Consider the following 23373-nt stretch of genomic DNA (forward strand, 5'->3'; position numbering starts at 1 on the left):
CGTAAGAGCCTGAAAAAGCTAAATTTCAAAGCTCTGCAAATATTTTACTTAATGCGATTATTGCACCTATTGCATTTATTTCGTTTATTTGCTATACTAAAATAGAGAGGTAATTATTATGCTTGCACATCGTCAACTTCCACCGTCTGCCCAAGATGCAGCGATGGCCCGTATTTCTGGACAGGTCTTGTCCCGTCATACTCGTATAGAGCGGCCCCTTACGTTACAGCTTCGCGAAGCTGGACAGGAAAATATTATTGAGCTTCCGGCAGGTGCTGTTTCCTTACTCAAAGATATTTTGGAGGCCATGGCTGCGGGGCGCGGAGTAGTCATTATTCCGGAAAACGCAGAATTAACAACGGTTGAAGCCGCAGAAGTTCTGAACGTATCACGTCCATTTTTAATCAAACTACTAAATGAGGGCGCTATTCCTCATCGGAAAGTGGGAAAGCATCGCCGTGTTCGTATGGAAGATGTTATGGCTTATAAACGTAAGATAGACCAGGAAAGGGAAGCCATCTTAGATCAGCTTGTCCTTGATGCCCAAGAGCAAGGTATGGGTTACGAATAGCATATGAGTACGTTTACAGCCCTTCTTGACGCGAATGTGCTCTATCCAGCTCCCATGCGGGATCTTTTGTTGCAATTAGCAGTCACTGATTTGTTTCGTGCAAAGTGGACGGATGACATTCACCGCGAGTGGATCAATGCGCTCTTACGGAATGAACCGTTGCGGGATCGCGCCACATTGGAACGGACACGTGATTTAATGAATCTAGCCACACGCGATTGCTTGGTCACTGGTTATGAATTATTTATCCCACAATTAACGTTGCCTGACGAGAATGACAGACATGTTTTGGCAGCTGCAATTGTTGGCCGTTGCGACGTGATTGTTACGCAAAATCTAAAAGATTTTCCAGGGGCGATTCTGGATCAATATGGCATTGTCGCCGAACACCCAGATGAGTTTCTAACCAACCATTTGCATCTGGCTCCAGGAGTATTTTGTAGTGCCGTCCGCAAGGTGCGTGCTCGCCTGAAGAAGCCTCCCTACAATGTCGAGGAATATTTAGCAATTCTAACCCAGCAGGGGCTTGTGGCAACAGCTGCGGAACTTGCTCAATTTTCTGAATTGATTTAAGGGGAATTCCGACCAGCGGCCTATTCATTTGTACTTTCTGGTGCAAGCAGATTCTGTAAATTTTAAACCAGAGCGGCGTTTAAAAGAAATCCCTTCTATCATTTTGTATCAAATACAAAGCCGTTACATACATCCAGAAGCCAGCATATGTTGCCGCCACTAATTTAATATTAACAATAGTTTCTACAATGAAGGAGGAGTTCCCAATACTTGAAATAGCTAGTGAAAAATTTCCCAGAGCTTATAGCCTACTTGAAGAATCAATCGATCTCGAGGAGGGATTCAATCGCAGGGATTTGTACGATTTTTTTGATGATAATGGGTTTTATATAGAGATCACAATTTCGCCCTCGGCCATTGATGATAACTGTCCTGCATTTGAGTTCACAATTAGAAGAGGTGATGGCAGTCTTGTTCCCGTTGACGTTTCACTTTTTGGCTATCAGCGCTTCAAGACAGAGTTTTCAGCTTTTTATAACGCTTTTAAAGTTTTGGAAGAGCATCTAGTTGGGAAAAATACCCAAGCATAGTAAATGTGCTAACTGATTCATGGTATCAGCCAAATCGGTGATCCACTCTTGCGCCTATCCCGTCAAATAACATCATTCAGAAAAATTACACGGGCAGAACACAGTTTTAAGAGCCAATCACAGCTTCAAGTGCTTCATCGGCATCTTTGTATATAAAAGCAGACTGATAGCCCATCGTCGTTCTTACATCACTGTGCCTGTAAAGTTTTTGCAGCATTTGAAGCGGCACCTTATCTCCGGCCAGTGTAGCAAACGTATGCCGGGCAACATGTGTCGTGAGTTTCCCCTGTATCTTGGCAATTGGAGTAATGTACTCCTGTAGCATCTTATTACAGCGATTGACTGAGTAAGAGATTTTCTTTTTCACCAAAAAGGTGTTTTTCAAATCCAAGCCTTTGAGGTCTGGAAAAACCAAATCATCCTGGGACGTTTTCAATGGCTCGTATTTCTCCAGAATCTGTACGACCTTTCTAGGCAACTTCAATGAACCCACCTTGTTATTCTTACCCATCGTATAGTGTAGACGTTCATTTTGAAAATCGGACCAACGTAAACGTAGAACATCCGAGATACGCATACCAGCGCAGTAGTAAGACGTAAGCCAGAGATTTCGGGCATGGTCATGCCTAGGGTTTACCAAACTGACCGTTTCAAGTTTTATCACATCTTCGAGGCTGATACCGATCTTGGTACTTTCAGGGAGCTTGATATTTATTTTCTCTTCACCGCCGAAAGGATAATGCTTTTTATCCAACACTTCTTCCTTAATGGCCTGATTGAAGATTGCGCGAATCGTAATCAGGTAATTCATTACCGTTCTGTCAGTCACTTGCCGTACCGACTTAAGATGCCGCTTGAATCTTTCCAAGAGCCCAACCGTAATATCCGAAAAAGCGATGTCATGCCCGCCCACATATTCTTTAAATATTTCCAAGCGGCACTTCTCTGCGGCATACACATTAAAATTTCCGCCACTCTTCAGACGGTCAAGAAAAAGCTGCGCCTGAGGAAAAAAGGTCGCACCTGTCACCGATTTTACCTTACGTCTAATGGCTTTGACAGAAACATCATCATTCTGCGTCTCCGCCTCAATTGATTTATCGCTCGCCTCTGCTTTCTTCTTTAGGATGAAGTTGTTCAACCGTTTGGAGTTTGGATGCGCCGATCTAACGGCCTGCTCTGCTTCGTTCCACTCCTCTTCTTTCAAATTGTGACCGAGATGAATAAAAGAAGTCTTTCTATCTTTGGTAATGCGGAGCGCGAGCGGATAACTGCCGTCTTTGTTCTTTTTCTTACGTAGAACAACTCTGATCGTAGCCATATGAAGAATGTTTTGATACATAAAGATACGAAACATGGTACAACATAGGTACAACAAATCGCGGTTTTTTATGGATTCTCATGAATTCTTATATTTCATAATCATCAGTAGATAAGCCAGTTAGAAACATATCAAACCATATCAAACCAGAAAAAATAGAGTTCGAATCTCTTCCTCTCTGCTGATAAGAGTAACAAAAAGCAGCAAAAGCCTGTAAATGAATCATTTACAGGCTTTTGCTTTTTACAGGTCGGCCAAAATATTCAGAATTTTCTCAACGTTCTGCTGAGCATGACCGTGATCAGGATGTCTTGTAAGCACACAATTCACTACACACGATAGTCACATCCGTAACTAGAATTCTATCGAATTACCCTTTCCTCCGCCGCCGATGTTACCGGCGTGAAAAAGTTGACCAAGTTACCATCCGGGTCGCGGAACAGTAGCGAGCGGTTCCCCCACGGCATTGTAGTCGGTTTTTGTACAAGCCCTTCACCGAGGTATGCAAGAATCCGCTCAAAATCGGCATCAACGTTCTCAACCCGGAATTCGAGTATCACGGAACGATTTGTTGCCGGAGAGGCCACTGCGTCTCCGCCAAACAGTTGCAAGGTGCGCGTGCTGCCAATGGCCAATACGGCCACCGGCGTACGAAACTCGGCGAAATCTGTGGTGTACCAGGTGGCGGAAAACCCCGTAACATTTTGGTAAAAATCAACTAACCGGTTGATATCGGCTGTAATAATTCGTGTTGAAACAAATGTCATATCCAGGATCGGTAAGATGTTTGATTTTCAAAGGAACAACCGTCAGGTGACAGCAGTATGTCAGTATGAATCGATAATCTGTCGACTTGGTCCTCGCATCTAGTCGCGAGGAGCTGGCGCAAGGGCGGCCTTTGAAAGATATGGATTATCGTGGTTTGCGCCTCCGACCAGAAAGGCCGGAGGCTGGGGTTGAAATGCGTTTCAGGCTTCCAGCTGGCTGCCAATAGGTCAATTAGTGATTTCATATTCCAATTAAGTCGTTAGTTGGCTGATCCGGGATCGCAAAACTTCAATCTCCTTTTCGAGTTGCTCGACATATTGGTCCTTCATGAAAAGTTGCTCTATCTCTTCTACGTTATATTTTGGATTGATATGCTGCGGGCAGTTCCAGTCATACGCTTTGATGTGGAGTAATATCATCCGCTCGGGCTTGAATCGATAGTTGTCCGGTTTGAGTTGCTCAAACAAACCGGTATTCGAGTTGATTTCAACGACTTCTGCTTCCGCGTAAATTTTCAGACGTGCCCGTAGCGGGTAGGATAGCAAAATCAGCGACACTTTCGGGTTGTGAGCCAGGTTACCGACAGAAATGTATTGCCTGTTCCCGCTGAAATCCACAAACCCGATCGTCCTATTGTCAATTACTTTGAGGAAGCCCTTTGGCCCTCCACGGTGTTGGATATACGGAAACCCGTTCTCACCGTAGGAGGCCATGAAAATGCTGTCCATTTGACCGATGAAACTCTCTTCGACTTCGGTCAGTCCCTCTACGTAGCTTTGCTTCTCGTGCCTTTCGTAGGCATTACGACTGCCCATTCTTTCCTGAATAGCCTTGATCTCGTCGGTGAAGGCCAGCTGTGAATAGTTCATGATGAATCGATGTTAGAATCCTACATGCACACCCATCAAAGTGCCAGGATCTGTCTGATCATTTGATTGGTAAAACCCCATTCGTTATCGTACCATGCCATTACCTTCACCAGATCTCCATCCACTACCCGGGTCATTTCAAGATCGACGGTGGCTGCGAAAGGACTTTTAATGATATCGCTAGAAACCAATGGCTCATCTGTAACCGATATCACTTCTCTGTAGCGGTCCGTTAATGATTCCTCCGTCAGGATTTGATTGATCTCCTGGGCACTCGTCGGACGACTGGCGATAAATGTGATATCCGAAATAGATCCCACCGGCACGGGAACCCGCACCGCGACACCGTCGAACAACCCCGCGTACTGAGGTAATGCTTTCGTAGTCGCAATAGCCGCACCGGTCGCAGCCGGAGCCAGGTTCATCCCGGCGGCTCGTCCCATTCTTGGCTCGCGTTTCGAGGGCGCATCTACCAGGGTCTGGGATGCTGTATAAGCGTGCGTGGTATTCAGGATGGCCTTCTTGATGCCTAACCTGCGGCCCAATATTTCTATGACTGGACTAATGTTATTGGTCGTACAACTTGCGCAGGAAAAGATAGCCACTTTCCCGTCCTCTGTATTCACACCATGAACAACAGTGGGCGTGTCTTTCGTTGGTCCCGATATCACCACAAACTTCGCTCCGGAAGCAAGGTGTTTTTCTGCCGCCGCCTGGGTAGTAAATATACCCGTGCTTTCAATTACAACATCCACCCCCAGATCTTTCCATGGCAGATTTTCGATATCCTTGAAGCTGAAATATTTAACCGGTGCGCCGCCGACCAAAATGCTGTCGCTTTCGATCCGCACTTCCTTCTCATATTTCCCGTAGTTGCTGTCGTACCGAAGCAGGTAGGCGGCATTTTCGATACTCATCAAATCATTGACGCCCACAAGTTGCAAATCCGGTGTTTCAAAAATCACTTTGAGCGCTGCGCGGCCGATGCGGCCAAATCCGTTGATTGCGATTCTTTTCATAATGTTTGTGATTTAATATGCTGAAAGGATTTTCCATCATTCAAAATTACCTCTGGGAAATTCCGACTGTTACCAACAGCATGCCAAGCTGTAAGTTATTTACCGAACGATCGGTATAAATATTAAGTTCCGATTGTAGCGATTAATTAACATTTTACCTTTGAAGTATTGAGAATATCCTAAATAGCGGCGGCATATCTCGACCCACCCATGCACGAAGTCTTTGGAAATCAACCTGGAAATTCCCGCTATCAAATCCATATTCTGGCAAATGAGCGAAAATAATCATATTGCCTCACAGCGGCGCCTGGACGACACCATCATCAGGTTAAAAACCGGCTTTTGATTTCGGCGAGCGCCTTTTCGAATAGCGAGTTATCGCCAAGCGTCACACTCAGTATCAGCGTACCCTGTATCTGGCCCACAGTGGTCGCACCGAGCTGGACCGCATGCGCTTTATCGTGACCAAAATCAATTGCCAGATCGGCAAATGCATTGATCCACGTTTTAAAGATCCTCCCGATTTTCTCCTGAAAAAGCGCCGAGGCCGAGCCATGTGAAAGGGCTCTTAAGGTACAGTCAACCTCCCCCCCTCGATATAGCTCGTGAATCATGCGTAAAACTTGGTCGAGTCGCTCCTCAGGGCTCCCTTCGGATTGAACCACCTGAACAATATTGCGGTCAGTCCAATTCACAACACTGTCTAAAACGGCATCGGCCATCGAAAGTTTACCGTCCGGAAAACGGTGGTATAGACTCGCTTTTTTCAGCCCGGTGGCTTCGGCAAGATCAGCCATACTGGCCCCATCATATCCCTTGGTACGAAAGACTTCAAACAGCCTGTCAAGCACCTGATCACGTTCAATTTTTGCGAAAGCCATGTAGAAGGAACCTATTTGTTTACCAAACGATCGGTAATATACATTAGGTTCCGCGCAATCAGTCTGCCAGCTTCCTGAATATCATCTGCATGGTCTGCTCGTCAAGAGCATTCATATCTACCAGCTTCAAGGTTTTGACCATTTTCAGGGTGCTGCTTTTGTAATGCAGGAAATGGGGCGTCTGCAAATGCGAGCGGTATGCAGCCTGATTGGCGTAAATCTCCAATATCCTGATCTGACTGGGATTTTCCTTCTGGTACATCGGGTAAATGGCTATCACGCCCGGCTCGATTTCCACGGACTCGGACGATTCCTTTTCCAGGATGGTTTTATACGCTTCCAGATGCTGGGGAAAAATTTCGATTTCGGAAATCCTGACCATCATGTCAGGCTCGGTAACAGGTAAGGCCGGTTGGCCCAGCAACTTTCTTAACGTGTTGGCTTGCATCCTTCCGAGGCATTTGTCGATCAGGTCTGCTATTTCTGCGAGCTGGCCGTCGGTAATGCCCGTATTTTTGCCCATCCCGATGTGTGCCTGCAACTGCGGCTCTACACCGGACATGGCGGCCAAAGCGGAAATGGTCACAAATTCACGCTGACGATAGTTCAACACGTCACGGCTGAATATATCGGCAAACAAATGCTCTTTTAAAAAGGCATCTATAACCGGTGCAAAAGCATTGACGCCCGTTTGGGGTCCGGTTTCCTCATTGCCGGTCAATTGCCGGAGTGTAATTTTCCCTGCTTCGTATTTATCCGCCGGGGCTGCTACGGGCGTGGCTTCTTTACCTTCCGCATCTTTAATTCCCCTGTTTTCACGCTCGTCAAGAACGGCCATCAACGTGTTGATCGCGTTCAAGCTTCGCGGGAAGCCGCAATAGGCATAAAGCTGTACCAATGCCTCCTTGATTTCGTTGACGGTTAATCCTGCGTCCAGCCCGGCATTCAGGGCGGATTTCAGTTGCGGAAGCTCGCCCGCAGCGGTCAGGGCTGCAATAGTCGCCATGCTCTGCTGATGCGCGTTTAAAGCGGCAGCGCCGCTGCTTTTATCTTGTGCGTTCATTGTGTTGGCCGTTACTGTCAAAGCAAAAAACAGTATCCAAAGTTTGGTTTTGCCCATGATTATCTGATTTACTGTTTATTGGTGCGTTCTATTCGGTTCCTTTGGAATTGTACCGGCTGTAAGGCCCGGGTTTCGGATTGGCCATTATCGGCAGCCATTTGCAAATTTCATCATTACATCTTTTGCGCATTTATACAGAACACGGAAGTATTTACCACTTTTACTGGTTGAGCAGCAACGGGGATTATCGTGCCTCCGGGTTTACTAAATTTACGTAAAAACATCTGGCACAATGGAACAAGTAGAAAGGATTGATACCGTAAAGCAGTACAATGAATCCGTAGGGGTTGACACGCGACACCCGCTTGTTAACGTGATAAATTTCGACGAGATGCCTACCTACCAGTATTTCCGCAGGTATATGGGCATATATTCCATTTTCCTGAAATATGTAAAGTGCGGTGATATGCGGTATGGCTGCCAACCTTACGACTATGAAGACGGGACCCTGGTTTTTATAGCGCCCGGACAGGTATACGGAATTGAAAATAATGGACAAACCATCAAACCCAGGGGAAGGGCACTGGTATTTCACCCGGATTTGATTGCCGGCACGCACCTGGGAAAGCAAATCAAGGAGTATTCCTTCTTTTCCTACGAAGTGAATGAAGCATTGCATTTATCTAAAAAGGAAAGGGCGACCATCAACGATTGTTTGGAAAAGATCGATACGGAAATTGACCTCAATATCGATAAGCATAGCAAAACACTGATCGTTTCCAATATTGAGCTTTTGCTGAATTATTGCAGCCGGTTTTACGACAGGCAGTTTATCACGAGAAGTCATGTTAATAAGGATATTCTCGTCCGCTTTGAAAATCTGCTGAGCGATTATTTCAAATCCGGCAAAGCGAGGGTCCTGGGCTTACCGACGGTAGGTTATTGCGCCGGGCAATTGCATGTGTCCGCTAACTATTTTGGCGATCTGATTAAAAAGGAGTCTGGCAGCACTGCACTGGACTATATCCAGTCAAAATTGATCGATGAAGCGAAAGGGAAAATTTTCGACCCAGACAAATCCATCAATGAAATCGCTGATGAGCTGGGTTTCAGGTATCAGCAGCATTTTACCCGTTTGTTTAAGCAAAAAGTCGGCATAACGCCCAATGAATACCGGAACCTCAACTAGTAACCCGGTCTTGCATCTATAACCATTTAGTGATGAAAAGTTGTCAGTCTGAAATCTGAAAAAATGTCATTGAGAACGGCATTTTTTAGCTCCTGGCATCAAGTTTGAATAATTGCTTCCACGACGGGCTATCCGTAAAGTTCACTAGTTTATTGTCTAACTTTAAAAAGGAGGTTAATTATGTCACTCATCAAAAGGAATGGGCTATTGCCCGGAACATTCCCAGCGCTGTTCGACGATTTCTTTGGCCGCGAACTTTTTAACTGGGGCAACAACAACTACTCATCCACGAGTACGACCGTTCCGTCGGTCAACATCCGGGAATCCAATGACAATTTTGAGGTCGAGGTAGCAGCCCCTGGTATGCAGAAAAGCGACTTTCAGATTCAATTGGACGGAAACACCCTGACTATATCCTCAAACCGACAGCATAATGAGGAAAAGACAGAGGAAGACTATACCCGCAAGGAGTTTAGTTACCAATCATTCCAGCGCAGTTTCCTACTGCCCAAGGACGTAGTCAATGACGAAGGCATTGTGGCACGTTATGAAAACGGGCTGCTGATGCTGACAATCCCGAAGAAAGAAGAAGTCAAACAGAAGCCGCCAAGGCTAATTGAAATTGGGTAATTTAATTTGAGGGGCCTGCTTCGGCAGGCCTTTTTTATTTTCATTTACCGGGCCTGGTAAGTCAATCCCTGTTGGCTTCCTTACGGCTTCTGAAAGTTTGGGTTTCCGATGAAGTGAAGCGATAGGCAAATCCAAGCCTGAACCGCGCAGCATTGAAGTTGCTGATGCGATCGATGCGGTAGTTGTCCGTCGCCGTCAGCGTTCTTACTTTATTGGTATTCAAAATATTAGTCCCGTCCAAAGTCAATGCACCCCTGCTTTTGAACAAGCTTCGGCTGACTCCTGATGCGAGGTAGTAATAAGATCTGGTTTGGCTTTGCGCGTTGTTATCAGGTCCCTGAGCGTCCAGCCGGCATTGAAAAGCGATTTTCCAGGGTAATTTAAGGCGCATGTTCAGCCGACCATTCCACGACCGGCTCGAAAAATTGAAATTGATATCCCGATATGCTCCATATTGCCCGAACAAATACCAGGCCCATTGGCCATTAACCGACAGCCACGGCAGCGGGTTGTAAGTCGCTGAAAGCTCTGCGCCGTAACGCTTTTCACGGGAAAGGTTAAAAGGCATGGTAATCATCACGTTCTTCTCATTCCGGAAGGTATATTGCAGGACGGGTGCGGTTGTAAAATGGGCGAATGCGGTCGGGCTCAACGTAACTTTGTCCCATTGTTTCGTCAAAGCCAGCTCTGCAACGTGTGTGAAGGAAGGGTTCAGTGCAGGGTTTCCCACAAATTGGGCATTCAGGTCTGTAACCTCATTGAACGGGTACAGATACCATAATGATGGTCTGTTGATGCGCCTGGAATAATTGGCCTGGATAGTCATTGCTTCTTGCAAAACATAGCTCAGGTTAATGGTCGGAAATATGCGGCCATAATGCTTTTTACCGCTGAAATCGCCTTTCCTGTCCTGAATGCTCACTCCCGTGTATTCATAGCGCACCCCGAACTGGTAGGTGATCTTTCCGGGGCGGCTCTTGTATTGCGTATAAACCGCACCAATCTTCTCCTTATAACTAAGCTTGTTATCAATGCCGTCAAGCACCATCCAGGTGTCATGCAGGTACTGCCAGGCCTTATAATCGTTTAATACCGACCTGGTTTCAGTTTTGAGACCCGCTTCGAAAGACGATTGATTGTTAAAAGGATAGACGAAGTCGGATTGCATGACCAGATCACGGCTATCACCTTTTGAAACCGTCCTGACAGCAGGAAATGCCGCCGGCGTCGGAAACGTCTTTTCTGTGAATAGGTCCCATGTTTTATCACTGTCCCAAAAATCGTATTGCATGTCGAAGGTCAGTTTTTGTCCTTCCCTGCCAAATGTCCGGGTATAATTCGCTTCAAACTGATTGTAACTGCGGTTTTCCAGGGAACTCCCCGTGCGTGTGAGGAGGCTGTCCGCACCCGAAGATGAGTAAGTGTAATCGAGCGTCGTGCCGTCGATGTCTTTGGTCGTATTTTTGAAATATGCCAGGGTGAAGGTATTGTTTGAATTAAACTGGTAGTCTCCCCCAAGGTAGATCAGCCTGCCGTCGTCGTGGCGGTTCTCGTGCTGCACTTTTTCCAACGAAACTGCCTGACTATCTGTCGCGGTTTGTTGGGTCGCATAAAATCCGGTATAATCCGAATAGCGGCCTCCCAGGGTGGCAAAAATGTTCCAATTACCCGCTTTGTAGTTCAGGTTCGCATTCAGATTGTAGTCGTTCGGCTGCCCGACAACTACCCGCGCCTGACCGCTTATTTTGTCCCTGGCATTCTTTTTCAGGACAATGTTGATAGTACCCGCCGAGCCGGAGGCATCATACCGCGCCGAAGGGCTGGTCATCACTTCGATTCTTTCGATGCTCCCCGCCGGGATTTGTGACAGGATACTGGCAGGAGGCAGGCCAGACCGCCGACCATTGATCAGGATGGTTACATTGTTATTGCCTCTGAGCCTGACAGTCCCGGCCGGATCGGCGGCAACGGATGGAATACCGTTGAGCACATCGGCTACCGCGCCGCTTTGCGACAGGATGTCTTTGCCGATGCGGTAAACCTTTTTATCCAGCTGCACATCTACTTCCGGTTTTTCGGCCACAATCTTTACTTCGCGCAAGGAAATAGTGTCATCTTTCATTGAAGGCACCCGAATGCTGTCAGTCGGGCTTCCCGGGCGCCCGGCCGGTAAAGCCTGCCCATGAGCCGCAATGGCCAACAGATTGCCGGCAACGAACAAGCATATCCGGATAAATCCCGCTCCGGCGGACTTCTGTGACTGGGCCCCTCCCCCATTGAAGCTGACATTGGATTGAGAAATGCGAAGAGTCGGCATAAGCTGTTCTATTTAGTTCAACGCAAATGAACGCAATCACAACAGCCGGTTTCCGGGTTTTAGCCGAAGTACAAGTTAGTCCCTCTATAAAACATGAATTGCTCCCATTAACCGAAAAGCGGGAAAAACCGGTCGAAAACGGTACAAAGACCGTTGTCCGTCGAATGCTAAATGCCCGAAGGTTTAAATTATTAACTTTGATAGTAAATTGACAGTCACATACCTGCACCGATTACAGAATGACCCGACGTCTTTACATCGCAGGCAACCGTTTGCTCACGCACATATTGTTTTGGGTAAGTTACCTGTTCGTATACACGGGCGTTCATGCAGAAGGAGAAGATGGGCTTTGGGCCTATTTCCTGGCCGAGCTACAAGGGCTACCTGCCGCGATGCTCGTTACTTACGTCAATATTTACTGGTTGTTCCCGCGCTTTTTCAAACCGAAAAGATACATTTCCTATGCCATTGGTGCCATAATGCTATTATTTGTGGCTTCGCTGCTGAACAGGGTGTTGATCGAGCGGATTATTGAACCCCGGTTTTTTCCCGACACTACCTATTATGAACCGATCTTCGTCTGGTACCTGCTTTTCAAAGTCATGCTGTGGTTTCTGGCTCCGGTCCTGTTGTTCACGCTTTTGATCAAAGCCGTTGGGCATTGGGTGGAACAGGAGCAGCTTCATCAGGATACGATGCGAGAAAAGCTGGCCGCCGAACTGAACTTGCTGAAGGCCCAGGTACATCCGCATTTTCTTTTCAATACGCTCAACAATCTTTATGCGCTCACGTTGCAGGCGGCCCCGGCTGCGCCGCAGGTTGTACTGAAACTTTCCGAACTGATGAGCTATATGCTCTATGAATCCCAATCCGAGCGCATTTTGCTCGAAAAGGAAATCGGACACATTAACAACTACATCGCGCTCGAAAGACTCAGGTACGGCGACCGGCTGGATGTTTCGCTTGTCGCATCCGGGGAAACGGAAGCCAAGATGATCGCGCCGCTGCTTTTGATCCCTTTCGTTGAAAATGCATTCAAACATGGCGTGAGCAACGAAACGGAAAATGTTTGGGTGACCATTGACATAAAAGTAAAAGATGGATGGCTCAGCGTAAAGGTGGAAAACAGCCATTCCTCGGGCGAAAAACCAGGCAACGAAAATGCAGTGACGGGCGGAATCGGTCTGCAAAATGTACGACGCCGGCTGGCATTACTTTACCCGGACTCCCATAAGCTTACCCTGAAGAAAGAACCCGAGCATTACTCGGTCGACCTTAAAATAAGATTGGAACAATCATGACGGCAAACAAAATCAGGTGTCTGATCGTGGATGACGAACCGCTGGCCATATCCGTCTTGCAGGATTACATCAGCCAACTAGAAACGCTGACGCTCGTCGGCACGTGCGGCAATGCCGTGGAAGCGCTGCTGTTTTTGCAAAAAAACAAAGTGGACCTACTCTTCCTTGACGTTCAGATGCCCAAGCTCACCGGTATCGATTTCCTGAAAACTTTACCCAACAGGCCCAAAGTGGTCTTCACAACGGCGTTCCGTGAATATGCATTGGAAGGTTTTGAGCTTAATGTATTGGATTACCTGCTGAAACCGATCCCGTTCGACCGGTTCCTGATCGCCATCAACAAGTACTATTCTGGAAACGAACCTGCTCACGCACTGCCGTCACTGCTGGTGCAGGCCGATCATGGCGGCACCGGTGAGCAGTTTATTTACCTGAAATCAGATAAAAAAATGGTGAAGGTGTTCCTAAGCGAAATCCTTTACATTGAAAGCCTTAAAGATTATGTCAAGGTAAAAACCAGGTCCGGAGAGGTTGTAAGCTACCAACGGATCAGCTATCTGGAAGAGAAACTACCCGATCGCCGGTTTCTTCGCATCCATCGCGCCTACATCATCGCGACCGACAAGATCAGATCCTTCAACAGTTCGATGATCGAAGTAGGCGGTCAGGAACTACCCATCGGCCGGCAGTACAAGACGGAAGTGTTGAAAATATTGGGCATTTATAAATTTATTTAAAAAAAATCTAACTTTCCTCTAAGTGTTTCGGTGGCCGAAAACGACATTATAATAGTAAGCCTTAGAACCGGCCTGCTGTCGGCACTTTAACCCGCTAGTAATGGATAGTTTGGATTTGTCTGATCATCACGAGGATGATCCTGGTCAGCCTGCACCTCCGGGCCGCGGCCCCGACCGTCTTTCACGTCGGCCAGAGTTTCCTGCCGAATCGGAGATGTTGTTAAAAAAGGCTTTTGAATCGGATGTCAATATAGGGATCGAACTCCTGTTCCGGTGGTATTACCGGCCTCTGTGCAGCCATGTGGTCAGGTATGTTTCCTCCAAGGAGATTGCCGAAGACATTGTATCGGAGGTTTTCTACAAGTTTCATAAGGACGCGGTGTATGCCAGTGTGGACACGTCCTTCCGCAACTACCTGTTTTCGGCTGTGCGGTACAGTGCATTCGATTACGCAAGGCTCGAAATGAAGCGGAACACTTCGCTCGAATATGCCGAGTACGTAACCCTTCAGCCGGAGCACCAACCCGACCATATCACGCAATATGAAGATCTGTATAACGACGTACAGAACGCCATCAACACGCTTCCGCAGAAGCAGCGGCGGGTATACCTCATGCATCGCTATGAAGGGAAGAAATACAGCGAGATCGCGGCCGAGCTGGGCGTATCGTACCGCACCGTAGAGTCGCAGATGTATACTGCAATGCAGGAACTGAGAAGAATTATCAAAGCCAAATGGCTGTTCGCACTGCTCACCCTATTCAATTAGTCCATCACCCAACGGGTATGGCCAAGCATTATCTGTAAAAATTAACCATGAAAGATTCGATAAACAAAGAGCTGATTTTCAACTACTTTTCAGGAAATGCAACCGCTTTTGAAAAGGACCTGATCGATCGTTGGAGCGCCGATCCGCAAGCCAGGGAGCAATTGTTCATTTGGCTGATGGAGTGGGAGAATCAGAATATTCAATACAATGCCGACGTCGACAGTGCGATTACCCGCCATTTTTCCCGCCTCGACGAAGATGTGGCCGCCCCTGAAACCGAAGTCGAGCGTAGCGTTCGGCGGCCTACGCTGGTCTTGCCGGCAAATGGAAAGTCATGGCTCGTTGCTGCGGCGATTGCATTCATGGTGCTATCAGGCGGCTGGCTTGCGCGTGATCATGTGCGCTACGAGATTTACAGTACGAGTTTCGGGCAGATCCAGCGGCTGGTACTACCAGACGGGAGCAAGGTAGTACTCAATGCGAATTCCACACTGCGGATCCCGCGCTTTGGGTTCGGGAAAACCACCCGGGAGGTGTATATGACCGGAGAGGCGGACTTCTCCATTACGCACACGGCTAACCATCAGAAGTTCATCGTCCACACCGAAAAGAATTTCGATGTGGAGGTACTGGGCACCGAGTTTAACGTATATGCACGACCGCGACGCGCCCGTGTTGTCCTCAACAAGGGTAAGGTGAAACTGCATTACCTGAAAGGCTCTGAAACGGACCAAATCGTTATGAGGCCTGGCGACCTGGTAACCTTCGATGTGCCTGGCCACGCGTCGGTAACGAAAACAGCCAACCCGGCCAACTACTCTGCCTGGAAAGCCCATCGCTTTGTGTTTGAAAATGAGAGCCTGCGTGAGATCTGCAACCTGTTCGAGGATAACTTCGGCCTGGAAATCCGCATACCCGATTCTACGCTCGCCGCCCAGACGGTTTCCGGCTCCTTTACGGCACTCAATGCCGAGGAGCTCTTTGAAATACTGGCCGATGACTCAGGCCTGTCCTATTCCCGCTCAGAAGACGGGAAGGTTATCACACTCGATTATTAATACGACTACCTCTACACCCCAACCAATTCTTACCCCTTTCAAAGCCCATTATGAAAAAACCGTTACGATCCCTTCTATTCGTGCTCGCAGCCGCAGGTGCCGGCTCTCCCGGCCACGCGCAGCTGCTGGCCGCTATCGGGCAGCGGCAACACCCGTTTGTAGCCCAGCAATCGACCAGGAGCCTGAAATCAGTGTTACAGGATTTCAAAACACATTACAAAGTTGACATCCTTTATTTCGACAGTGTGGTACAAGGCTATGAGGTGCCGGTGAGCGCCCTCGATTTTCAGCCCAACGCGGAAAAGTCACTTGCCCGGATACTGAAACCCCTCGGCCTGCAGTACCGAAAGTCCAAAACCGGGGGCTATATCGTGATCAAGCCGTTGAAAAGTGATAAAAAGTCGCAGCAGGCTCCTGTATCGAATGCCGTCGAGCAACCGGCCGACAATCGCCAAATCACTTTCACCGCTTCGTCGGCAGGCGGACAGGCCAACAATGTAACCGCTGAAATCAGCCTGAACGGAAAAGTTTCGGACGAGAAAGGCCAGGGCTTGCCCGGCGTGAGCGTGGTAGTGAAAGGCACCCAGCGGGGGACGATCACCGATGAACACGGCGAATTCAAGGTAGAGGCGGCTGACAGGGATGCGATACTTGTGTTTTCGTTCGTGGGATTTTTATCACAGGAAGTGAATGTAGGTAACCGAACACGAATCGACATAACACTTGCATCCGACACCAAAGCCCTGGAAGAGCTTGTGGTTACCGGGTATAGCTCTCAGAAAAGATCGTTGATGACCGGTTCTGTGGCCACGATGAATGTCACGGAAGAAATGCAGAATATCCCCACGACTTCCACTGGTAATTTGCTTTCGGGCAAACTGGCAGGCGTTTACATCGGCACGCCCAATGGTATACCCGGTACCAACCCGCAGATCAGCATCCGGACGGGTTCATCGCTTAACGCCCAGCCGGTCACCTATGTGATCGACGGTATCATCAGGACATGGGAAGACTTCAATAACCTCAGTCCCAACGAAATCGAAACCATTTCGGTATTGAAAGACGCCGCTTCGGCCGCTGTTTATGGGTCCCGTTCTGCCGGTGGTGTCATTTTGGTTACCACCAAAAGAGGTAAGTCCGGCAAGCCATCTTTCAATTATTCTTTCAACACCGGCTTTGATACCCGGACCAAAAATGCATCGCTGACCAGCGCGGTACAGGCAGGAGAGCTGTACAACCGCATCAACGGCAATACCGACCCCGCGGGCTGGGCCTGGTCGCAGGAAGAGATAGACCATTACAAAACCATTAACGACGGCTGGGGCTACGACCAGTTGGAATCCGTCTGGCGCAACCCGTCCACTTCCCAGCACAATCTGAACGTAGCTGGCGGCACCGAAAAGGTAAAATACTTTGCGGGCGCTTCCTACGTGAAACAGAATGGCTTTTTGAAACCGCTGACTTATGATAAGTACAACATTCGCCTGAATACGACCGTCGACGCCACCAAGGACCTGCAATTTTTTGTAGGATTGGGCCTTAGCAATAACCTTCAGGGCAATGTAACATGGGAAGGGCCTCAATCGCTTTATCGCAAACTGCTGGTGTGGCAACCCGATCAGCCGGTATATACCGATAGTGGGAAGTTGCTCGATTACGGCTGGATCGCCAACGTAGGGGGCACCGTGAATGGTAACGGGGGGTATGATAAGATTAATTTTCTGAAACCGCAGGTGGTGTTGAACGCGACCTACAACATTCCCGTCATTAAAGGCCTCAGCGCGAAAGCTGTTTTCAGCAAGAATTTTGGTTACAGCCGCAGGAAAGTTTTCCAGAAAAGCTATCTGATGAATATCATGAAACGGGATGGTGCCAACAAGCATATTATCCATACCGACGATGCCAGCATTATCGGTACCAAGGCATCTACCAACATCTCAAAGGACTATCTGCGCACAGATGTATCCTGGGGCCAGGATTACCAGCTCGATCTCCAGTTAAACTATGAAAACACTTTCAGCAACGTCCACCACGTGCAGGGTACGCTGGTGTATGAAAAAGCGGAGACCAGCGGAAGCGGCATCTTTGCCGGCCGGGAAACCTTTCCGGTGTACACGACAGACCAGTGGTGGGCAGCAAGTGGAGCGCGTGCCGACGATTACGGAGGAGGAAGCAGCGATTACATCAACGGCCGGGCTTCATTCATCGGGCAATTCAACTACGATTACGACGAAAAGTACCTTGCTACCTTTTCTTTCCGGAAAGATGGTTCGATGAACTTTGCAGCAGACAAACGATGGGGACTTTTCCCTGCGGGCGCTCTCGGATGGGTAGTATCCAAGGAATCCTTCTTCCCGACCGGCTCGGGGATCGATCAGCTGAAACTGCGCTTGTCGGCCGGACTCACCGGGAACGATGCGATAGGCTGGCTGAACGGCAATCCGGTGCTCACCAGCTGGCTATGGCAGGAATCCTACAAGCAGGGTACTTCGGCCTACTTTGGAACGGAGCCAAAAACCGCGGCGGGTATCACCTACGGATCGGTCGTGAACCCGAACCTGACCTGGGAGAAAGCATTGACCTATAATGCCGGTGCAGACATTTCCTTCCTGAAAAACTGGACGGCGACGGCAGAGTACTGGAACCGGAAGTCGTACGATATCCTGGGGCCGAGGTCACTCTCCACACCACCGACATTCAGTCTGAGCCTGCCGGCGGAAAACTATGGGGAGATCAAAGCGCAGGGATTCGATTTGAGCATAGGTTATGCCCGTAAAAAGAACGTATTCTCCTACTATGGCAACCTCACCGCCTCCTATGGATGGAACAAGGTCATCACACAGGATTATGCACAGAATGCGCAGGCGATAGATATCACAGCAGGCAGATCCATGACGGTGATCCGCGGACTCCAGTTCGACCGCATTATCCGCACCCAATCGGACCTTGATCAGTTCAACAGCGAGCATCCAAACTACTCGTACAGCGGCATTAAACCAGAACTGGGGATGATGACCTATAAAGATCTGAGCGGCCCGCAAGGCACTCCGGACGGGATCATCGACACCTATGACCGGGTCGTGATCAAAGCAAGCAATTTTCCGATCGTCTACGGGCTTAACCTGGGCGGAACCTGGAAAGGGTTCAGCGTGGACCTGATGTTCAACGGAACTTTGAAACAGAAGAAGTCCTTGCGCGACCTGGCTGGTGGTGTGGAATGGAACCGGATGTATTCAGGGTGGTATGACGATAGCTGGACGCCAGAAAACCCTAATGCGACACTGCCCAGGCGAATTTCGGCGAGCCAATCCAATACCTACTCGGCCGAATCCTCCTATTGGTACCGCAATGCAGGTTTTGCCCGCCTGAAATACCTTACGGTCGGCTACACGGTGCCCACCCGGCTTTACAACAATGCCCTGGAAAGCGTGAAGTTCTATTTCTCGGGAACTAACCTCTTTAACCTGACCGGTTTCTCGTATTACGATCCCGAAATCGCCGACGGTACGGCATACCCCGTCATGCGGAGCTTCAACTTCGGCGTAAATGTCACATTCTGATCAACTTAAAAGGATTTAATAATGCGTAAACATATAAAGAACCTTCCGTTCTCATTGCTCTGTCTGGCGATCATGATGGTGCCTCAGGCCTGTGAACCTAACCTCGACTATGTCAACACGAATGCAATCAATCCGGACAATGTCTGGAATGACGAAAAACTGATCAGCGCGTTTTTGACGGATATACACGGAAGCGCTATTCCTTCCTGGCCCGTGAATGGTAACAGCAGCGACGAAGGCATGAACGCGCCCGGCTCGATGGGCACTTACCTGAGAGGCATCATCAGCGTTGCCTCCGACGGGCAGAAACTTGATTATACGAGTATCGACAAAGTCAACTTCTTCCTGGCGCGGGTCGCGGATGTGTCGTCATCGGTACTTTCCGACGAGAAAAAGAAGCAGATGACCGGCCAGGCGCTGTTCTGGCGTGCATGGGATTACTTCGGCAAGGTAGCTACATTCGGAGGCGTTCCCCTGATATTGAAACCACAGGATCCCTCCAACAAAGAAGGACTTTTCGTTGCCCGCAACAAAACTTCCGAATGCGTTACGCAAATACTGGCCGACCTTGACGCCGCCATTACTTCCCTGCCCGATCAATGGGACAATGCTAATTATGGGCGTATCGACAAAGGTGCGGCGATGGCATTCAAAGGCAAAGTATTACTATGGTACGCGAGTCCGCTATTTAATCCCTCGAATGACCAGTCGAGATGGCAGAAAGCTTACGAGGCCAACAAGGCAGCCGTCGACTACCTCAAAGCACAAGGAAAAGGCCTGCTGGGCGCATATGGACAGATATGGAAGCAGGAGCGTAACAAGGAAGTCATTATGGTAAACCAGTTTACCTATCCGGACCATCCGTTCAACCAGGCAGGCATCCGTCCGCAGCCGCTCACACAGGGCGATGCAAACAGAAACCAGCCATTGCTTCCATTGCTGAACGCCTATCCCAAAAAGGATGGCTCCCCGATGCAGTTCGATGCGCCGAAACTCCTGACCGATCCGGCTTATAACGAGCAGTACATGACCGATTTCATCACCAATCGCGACGACCGGTTCTACGCAACGATCTTCACCGGCGGCACTCCGTACCCCACCCCGGACCTTCCTACGGGTACCCGGTACTGGAGTGCATGGAGAAAAGTAGCGGACGCCAGTTCACCCGGCGGCTTCAAGTATGTCTCCCTCGCCGCCGATCAGAAATCTGTCACGATCGGGGCAGGCGTATCCGGCTTCTTCCAGATCAAGGGGCTTGACAATACGCTTACCAGTACGTTAATCGGCAACGCTGCTACCGACTGGGTAGAAATCAGGTTTGCGGAAGTACTGATGAATTACGGGGAAGCCGCCAATGAAGCCGGCAAGCCGGAAGAGGCGTTACAAGTATTAAAGGACATCCGCGCACGGGCAGGCATCACGCCGGGGGCATCAGGCAGGTACGGCATTACAGCCACGACGCAGGCGGGCATCCGCCAGGCATATATGGACGAGCGGTTTGTTGAATTCGCATTCGAAAACAAGCGTTGGGGAGATCTGCGGCGCTGGAAGCGATTTGATGTGGTGAACAAAACCACGTTTCGTCAGGGTATCTACTTTGTATTGAAGGAGGGGGCAAAAATTGACTGGACAGATGATATTTCAGACGCGGCAGTCCGTAAAAAATTCACGGCCGTCTTCATCGAGAATCTGGATGGCGATCCCCAGTACAAGTTCAACCTCGACCTGAACCACTGGTTTTACCCGATCAGCCAGCAAAACCTCGAAGCCAGTTCTGTGTTGAAGCAGAATGTGGAATGGGGCGGCACTTTCAATCCATTGGAATAAAATAAAGTAGGTTTTAACAGCGATGATGCTTACTCTACCAGATAGGCATCATCGCTTTTTTGTGAAGATTCCACCAGTCAGCGTTTTCAATAAATTACCTCAGATATGCGATTTCGGATTTCCCAGACTATTGTTTTTAACCTCATTGCCTTTTTCCTGGCCTCATATGCGCATGCGCAGCATGATTTCACAACTAATTATTTTAAAATCCACATCAACAGCAAAGGCTGGATTACCAGCATGAAGAATGTGACGGGAAAAGCTCCCCATCGCGAGTTCAGTCCTTTGGAAAAACCATCCCCATTGTTATCGCTCTTCGATAGCAGGAAGCAACGCTACTACCAACCAACAAAGGCCATTTTCAACAAAACCAAACAGGCATTTACATTGCATTATGCCAATGGCTCTGTGGCGACAGTTTCATTGGGTATCCATTCCAAATACTTCAAAATGACACTATTGTCGCTGCATCCGCGCAATGGCGTCGACAACGTGCAATGGGGCGCCTATCATACGAACATCACCAACCTTTTTGGGGAAATCATCGGTGTGGCGCGCGATACGAGCGAGGCGGTCAACTACGCGATCGGAATGCTCGCTCTTAACGACAATACGCTCGGCGGCACTTCCGAAACAGTAGCCGACGCTGCCCCATTCCAGTACATTATACACAGTCCCGACAAAAAACGCTTCCCGCTTCCTGACAACCTGCATGAGGGGCAGGTATTCCCCATCGGAGGCGATGGCATCAGCGATGTGGCTTTTTATGCGCATAAGGAACCCTATTACAGGATTTTATATGGTAATGCTGCGCAGATCGATGCTCAGGGCAGGATATCCATTGCATATAATTCCAGGGACAGGGCCCCGAAGCGGACAGTCTTTTTTTCGCTAATACCCAATATGACCGCCAATGTTCCCAACCACCTGGACGTGCAGCCCCTGCCGGGAATCGACTACGTGGGCTCTTCGGTAGCTCTGTGGGGCAGCCCCGACAGTACCGCATTGCTGGATGTGGTCCAGGAAATCGTGCGCTCGGAGGGACTTCCCTATCCTACATTCAACGGCAAATGGGTTAAAGATCCCGCCGGATATGTACCCGACGTGCTCACCAGCGGCGGTGTGTACGACAGCATTGTACCGTACACGCATCAGTTGGGCTTCAAGGCGATCAGCCTCTACGACCAGGGATTCATCCGGCCCGACCGGGGTGACGGAGGGTATATCGACGGAAGGAATTTCGAGAAGAAACCTTTGAAAATGGCGGCTGGAAACAAATCGCATAAGGAACTTTCGGAAATCGCGGCACGGCTGGGCATTATCATCGGCCGCACGCCCATTACCACTGCACTCGCTCCCGGCACGCTGGACGCTAGCCCGTTCCCGAGCGACAGCCTTTGCTATCAGCAGAAGCGTATCCTGACCAGGACCATCGGTGCTGCCGACACGCTTATTTTCGTCAATGATCCGCAATATCTCGATGAAATAGCAAGTTGGGAAGGCCATTGCAAGAACCTGAACATGATTAAAATAGGCAAGGAACTCATTCATTACCTGGGTGTTTCCCGCGAAGCGCCTTACCGCCTCCTGAACGTCAAGCGCGGCTACTGGAATACCGCCACCGCGGGTCATTCGGCAGGCGATACCATTTACAAGCTGCAAGTTACCATCAACTACGGCTACGATGGCTTGATCCCCAACATGCAGTTACAGGACAAGATCGCCGAATATTATGCCTCGATCTGCAAGATCAATGGCATGGCTTACTATGACTTCGACGGACAGGAATTTCTGTTCAACAACGGGCACGGGTATTATTCGGTCAAACGCTTTTTCCGCAAGATGTTTGAAAAAAGCAAGGAACTTGGCGTCCCTTACATCCGCTTCACCGGGTCGACGCTATCGGAGGGCTCATGGCACTATCAGAGCATCTGGAATGTGGGTGGCGGCAAAAACCTCTACGACGTCGAAAGACGGGAATGGGGCAGCGCAACCAGCCAGGGCAAAGACCTCAGGGATGTGACCTATGCGAATTTTTTCCCCTCCGGAATGGGCGGCAACTTCCCAATTAAGGCAGGTTCGACAGTGGCGCAATATGAACATATCCAGGCCATTTCAGTCGGTATCGGTTCAACTTACAGCTTGCAAATCAATCAGAAAGATGTAGAGGCCTGCACCGAAAAATATGCCATTTTCAAAGCAATCAGAACCTGGGAAAATGCCCGCTCGGCCAACGCTTTCCCCAGATGGGTCAAAAAACAGCTTGCCGATCCCGCAAACCAGTTTCACCTGGAAGAGCAAGATAAAAACACATGGATGCTCTACAAAACGGATTTTGACGGCAAGAATGCCAGGCTGTTTTGTAGGCTAAGTCGACCAGTTCAATAACT

General features: G+C 48.9%; 19 protein-coding genes. 12 read left to right on the top strand and 7 right to left on the bottom strand.

What is annotated here, in order from left to right; translation table 11 throughout:
• Window positions 1-118: 118 nt before the first annotated feature.
• From AAHB90_RS31065 to AAHB90_RS31075, 3 genes are all read left to right on the top strand, one after another.
• Complete coding sequence (locus AAHB90_RS31065; RefSeq protein WP_342089223.1) at window positions 119-571, top strand: helix-turn-helix domain-containing protein; 453 nt, start codon at window positions 119-121, stop codon at window positions 569-571.
• 3 nt (window positions 572-574) lie between these two features.
• Window positions 575-1144: a PIN domain-containing protein gene (locus AAHB90_RS31070; RefSeq protein ID WP_342089224.1), complete on the top strand. Its 570-nt coding sequence runs from the start codon at window positions 575-577 to the stop codon at window positions 1142-1144.
• A gap of 188 nt (window positions 1145-1332) precedes the next feature.
• A complete protein-coding gene (locus AAHB90_RS31075) occupies window positions 1333-1674 on the top strand; it encodes a hypothetical protein (protein WP_342089225.1) in 342 nt (113 codons plus the stop codon).
• A 106-nt stretch (window positions 1675-1780) separates the two neighbouring features.
• Here AAHB90_RS31075 and AAHB90_RS31080 read toward each other — a convergent pair whose 3' ends face one another.
• The 6 genes from AAHB90_RS31080 to AAHB90_RS31105 form a co-directional block, all read right to left on the bottom strand.
• Window positions 1781-2995, bottom strand: coding sequence for a site-specific integrase (locus AAHB90_RS31080; protein ID WP_342089226.1), 1215 nt, complete (start codon window positions 2993-2995; stop codon window positions 1781-1783).
• 362 nt (window positions 2996-3357) lie between these two features.
• Window positions 3358-3762 (bottom strand): VOC family protein, encoded by a 405-nt coding sequence (locus AAHB90_RS31085; RefSeq protein ID WP_342089227.1) that lies wholly within the window; start codon window positions 3760-3762, stop codon window positions 3358-3360.
• 252 nt (window positions 3763-4014) lie between these two features.
• Window positions 4015-4632 (bottom strand): pyridoxamine 5'-phosphate oxidase family protein, encoded by a 618-nt coding sequence (locus tag AAHB90_RS31090; protein WP_342089228.1) that lies wholly within the window; start codon window positions 4630-4632, stop codon window positions 4015-4017.
• A gap of 35 nt (window positions 4633-4667) precedes the next feature.
• Window positions 4668-5651 carry a type I glyceraldehyde-3-phosphate dehydrogenase gene (locus AAHB90_RS31095; RefSeq protein ID WP_342089229.1) on the bottom strand — a complete coding sequence of 328 codons (984 nt, stop codon included), beginning with the start codon at window positions 5649-5651 and terminating at the stop codon, window positions 4668-4670.
• A 323-nt stretch (window positions 5652-5974) separates the two neighbouring features.
• Window positions 5975-6532, bottom strand: a complete 558-nt coding sequence (locus tag AAHB90_RS31100; protein ID WP_342089230.1) for a TetR/AcrR family transcriptional regulator — start codon at window positions 6530-6532, stop codon at window positions 5975-5977.
• A gap of 58 nt (window positions 6533-6590) precedes the next feature.
• Window positions 6591-7652, bottom strand: coding sequence for a carboxymuconolactone decarboxylase family protein (locus AAHB90_RS31105; RefSeq protein WP_342089231.1), 1062 nt, complete (start codon window positions 7650-7652; stop codon window positions 6591-6593).
• A 235-nt stretch (window positions 7653-7887) separates the two neighbouring features.
• Here AAHB90_RS31105 and AAHB90_RS31110 point away from each other — a divergent pair, with 235 nt between their 5' ends.
• Together AAHB90_RS31110 and AAHB90_RS31115 are read left to right on the top strand one after the other, a co-directional pair.
• Window positions 7888-8784, top strand: coding sequence for a helix-turn-helix domain-containing protein (locus AAHB90_RS31110; protein WP_342089232.1), 897 nt, complete (start codon window positions 7888-7890; stop codon window positions 8782-8784).
• A 180-nt stretch (window positions 8785-8964) separates the two neighbouring features.
• Window positions 8965-9414, top strand: coding sequence for an Hsp20/alpha crystallin family protein (locus AAHB90_RS31115; protein WP_342089233.1), 450 nt, complete (start codon window positions 8965-8967; stop codon window positions 9412-9414).
• A gap of 61 nt (window positions 9415-9475) precedes the next feature.
• On the opposite strand, the gene AAHB90_RS31120 is transcribed toward AAHB90_RS31115, so the two are convergent.
• On the bottom strand, window positions 9476-11731 hold the full coding sequence (locus AAHB90_RS31120) for a TonB-dependent receptor domain-containing protein (protein WP_342089234.1): 2256 nt from the start codon (window positions 11729-11731) through the stop codon (window positions 9476-9478).
• Between the two features lie 239 nt (window positions 11732-11970).
• Between AAHB90_RS31120 and AAHB90_RS31125 the strand changes: the two genes are divergently transcribed.
• The 7 genes from AAHB90_RS31125 to AAHB90_RS31155 all read left to right on the top strand — a co-directional run bounded on the left by AAHB90_RS31125 (window position 11971) and on the right by AAHB90_RS31155 (window position 23371).
• A complete protein-coding gene (locus AAHB90_RS31125) occupies window positions 11971-13032 on the top strand; it encodes a sensor histidine kinase (RefSeq protein ID WP_342089235.1) in 1062 nt (353 codons plus the stop codon).
• A complete protein-coding gene (locus AAHB90_RS31130; RefSeq protein WP_342089236.1) occupies window positions 13029-13769 on the top strand; it encodes a LytR/AlgR family response regulator transcription factor in 741 nt (246 codons plus the stop codon). Before AAHB90_RS31125 ends, AAHB90_RS31130 begins: the two co-directional genes overlap by 4 nt.
• Before the next feature lie 100 nt (window positions 13770-13869).
• A complete protein-coding gene (locus AAHB90_RS31135; RefSeq protein ID WP_342089237.1) occupies window positions 13870-14538 on the top strand; it encodes a sigma-70 family RNA polymerase sigma factor in 669 nt (222 codons plus the stop codon).
• Window positions 14539-14585: 47 nt separating this feature from the next.
• A complete protein-coding gene (locus AAHB90_RS31140; RefSeq protein ID WP_342089238.1) occupies window positions 14586-15596 on the top strand; it encodes a FecR family protein in 1011 nt (336 codons plus the stop codon).
• Window positions 15597-15646: 50 nt separating this feature from the next.
• Window positions 15647-19156 (top strand): SusC/RagA family TonB-linked outer membrane protein, encoded by a 3510-nt coding sequence (locus tag AAHB90_RS31145; protein WP_342089239.1) that lies wholly within the window; start codon window positions 15647-15649, stop codon window positions 19154-19156.
• Between the two features lie 21 nt (window positions 19157-19177).
• Window positions 19178-20983 carry a RagB/SusD family nutrient uptake outer membrane protein gene (locus AAHB90_RS31150; protein WP_342089240.1) on the top strand — a complete coding sequence of 602 codons (1806 nt, stop codon included), beginning with the start codon at window positions 19178-19180 and terminating at the stop codon, window positions 20981-20983.
• A 105-nt stretch (window positions 20984-21088) separates the two neighbouring features.
• Window positions 21089-23371, top strand: coding sequence for a hypothetical protein (locus AAHB90_RS31155; RefSeq protein ID WP_342089241.1), 2283 nt, complete (start codon window positions 21089-21091; stop codon window positions 23369-23371).
• Window positions 23372-23373: the final 2 nt, after the last annotated feature.

The sequence above is a fragment of the Dyadobacter sp. OTU695 genome (genome assembly GCF_038440355.1).
In the GTDB taxonomy this organism is placed as follows: domain Bacteria; phylum Bacteroidota; class Bacteroidia; order Cytophagales; family Spirosomataceae; genus Dyadobacter.

Bases quoted from the DNA above. Each gene is read 5' to 3' on its own strand.
- AAHB90_RS31080 (WP_342089226.1), bottom strand. From the start codon at position 2,995: ATGGCTACGATCAGAGTTGTTCTACGTAAGAAAAAGAACAAAGACGGC.
- AAHB90_RS31075 (WP_342089225.1), top strand. From the start codon at position 1,333: ATGAAGGAGGAGTTCCCAATACTTGAAATAGCTAGTGAAAAATTTCCC.
- AAHB90_RS31125 (WP_342089235.1), top strand. From the start codon at position 11,971: ATGACCCGACGTCTTTACATCGCAGGCAACCGTTTGCTCACGCACATA.
- AAHB90_RS31150 (WP_342089240.1), top strand. From the start codon at position 19,178: ATGCGTAAACATATAAAGAACCTTCCGTTCTCATTGCTCTGTCTGGCG.
- AAHB90_RS31100 (WP_342089230.1), bottom strand. From the start codon at position 6,532: ATGGCTTTCGCAAAAATTGAACGTGATCAGGTGCTTGACAGGCTGTTT.
- AAHB90_RS31095 (WP_342089229.1), bottom strand. From the start codon at position 5,651: ATGAAAAGAATCGCAATCAACGGATTTGGCCGCATCGGCCGCGCAGCG.
- AAHB90_RS31130 (WP_342089236.1), top strand. From the start codon at position 13,029: ATGACGGCAAACAAAATCAGGTGTCTGATCGTGGATGACGAACCGCTG.
- AAHB90_RS31065 (WP_342089223.1), top strand. From the start codon at position 119: ATGCTTGCACATCGTCAACTTCCACCGTCTGCCCAAGATGCAGCGATG.
- AAHB90_RS31105 (WP_342089231.1), bottom strand. From the start codon at position 7,652: ATGGGCAAAACCAAACTTTGGATACTGTTTTTTGCTTTGACAGTAACG.
- AAHB90_RS31115 (WP_342089233.1), top strand. From the start codon at position 8,965: ATGTCACTCATCAAAAGGAATGGGCTATTGCCCGGAACATTCCCAGCG.
- AAHB90_RS31140 (WP_342089238.1), top strand. From the start codon at position 14,586: ATGAAAGATTCGATAAACAAAGAGCTGATTTTCAACTACTTTTCAGGA.
- AAHB90_RS31135 (WP_342089237.1), top strand. From the start codon at position 13,870: ATGGATAGTTTGGATTTGTCTGATCATCACGAGGATGATCCTGGTCAG.
- AAHB90_RS31085 (WP_342089227.1), bottom strand. From the start codon at position 3,762: ATGACATTTGTTTCAACACGAATTATTACAGCCGATATCAACCGGTTA.
- AAHB90_RS31090 (WP_342089228.1), bottom strand. From the start codon at position 4,632: ATGAACTATTCACAGCTGGCCTTCACCGACGAGATCAAGGCTATTCAG.
- AAHB90_RS31145 (WP_342089239.1), top strand. From the start codon at position 15,647: ATGAAAAAACCGTTACGATCCCTTCTATTCGTGCTCGCAGCCGCAGGT.
- AAHB90_RS31155 (WP_342089241.1), top strand. From the start codon at position 21,089: ATGCGATTTCGGATTTCCCAGACTATTGTTTTTAACCTCATTGCCTTT.
- AAHB90_RS31070 (WP_342089224.1), top strand. From the start codon at position 575: ATGAGTACGTTTACAGCCCTTCTTGACGCGAATGTGCTCTATCCAGCT.
- AAHB90_RS31120 (WP_342089234.1), bottom strand. From the start codon at position 11,731: ATGCCGACTCTTCGCATTTCTCAATCCAATGTCAGCTTCAATGGGGGA.
- AAHB90_RS31110 (WP_342089232.1), top strand. From the start codon at position 7,888: ATGGAACAAGTAGAAAGGATTGATACCGTAAAGCAGTACAATGAATCC.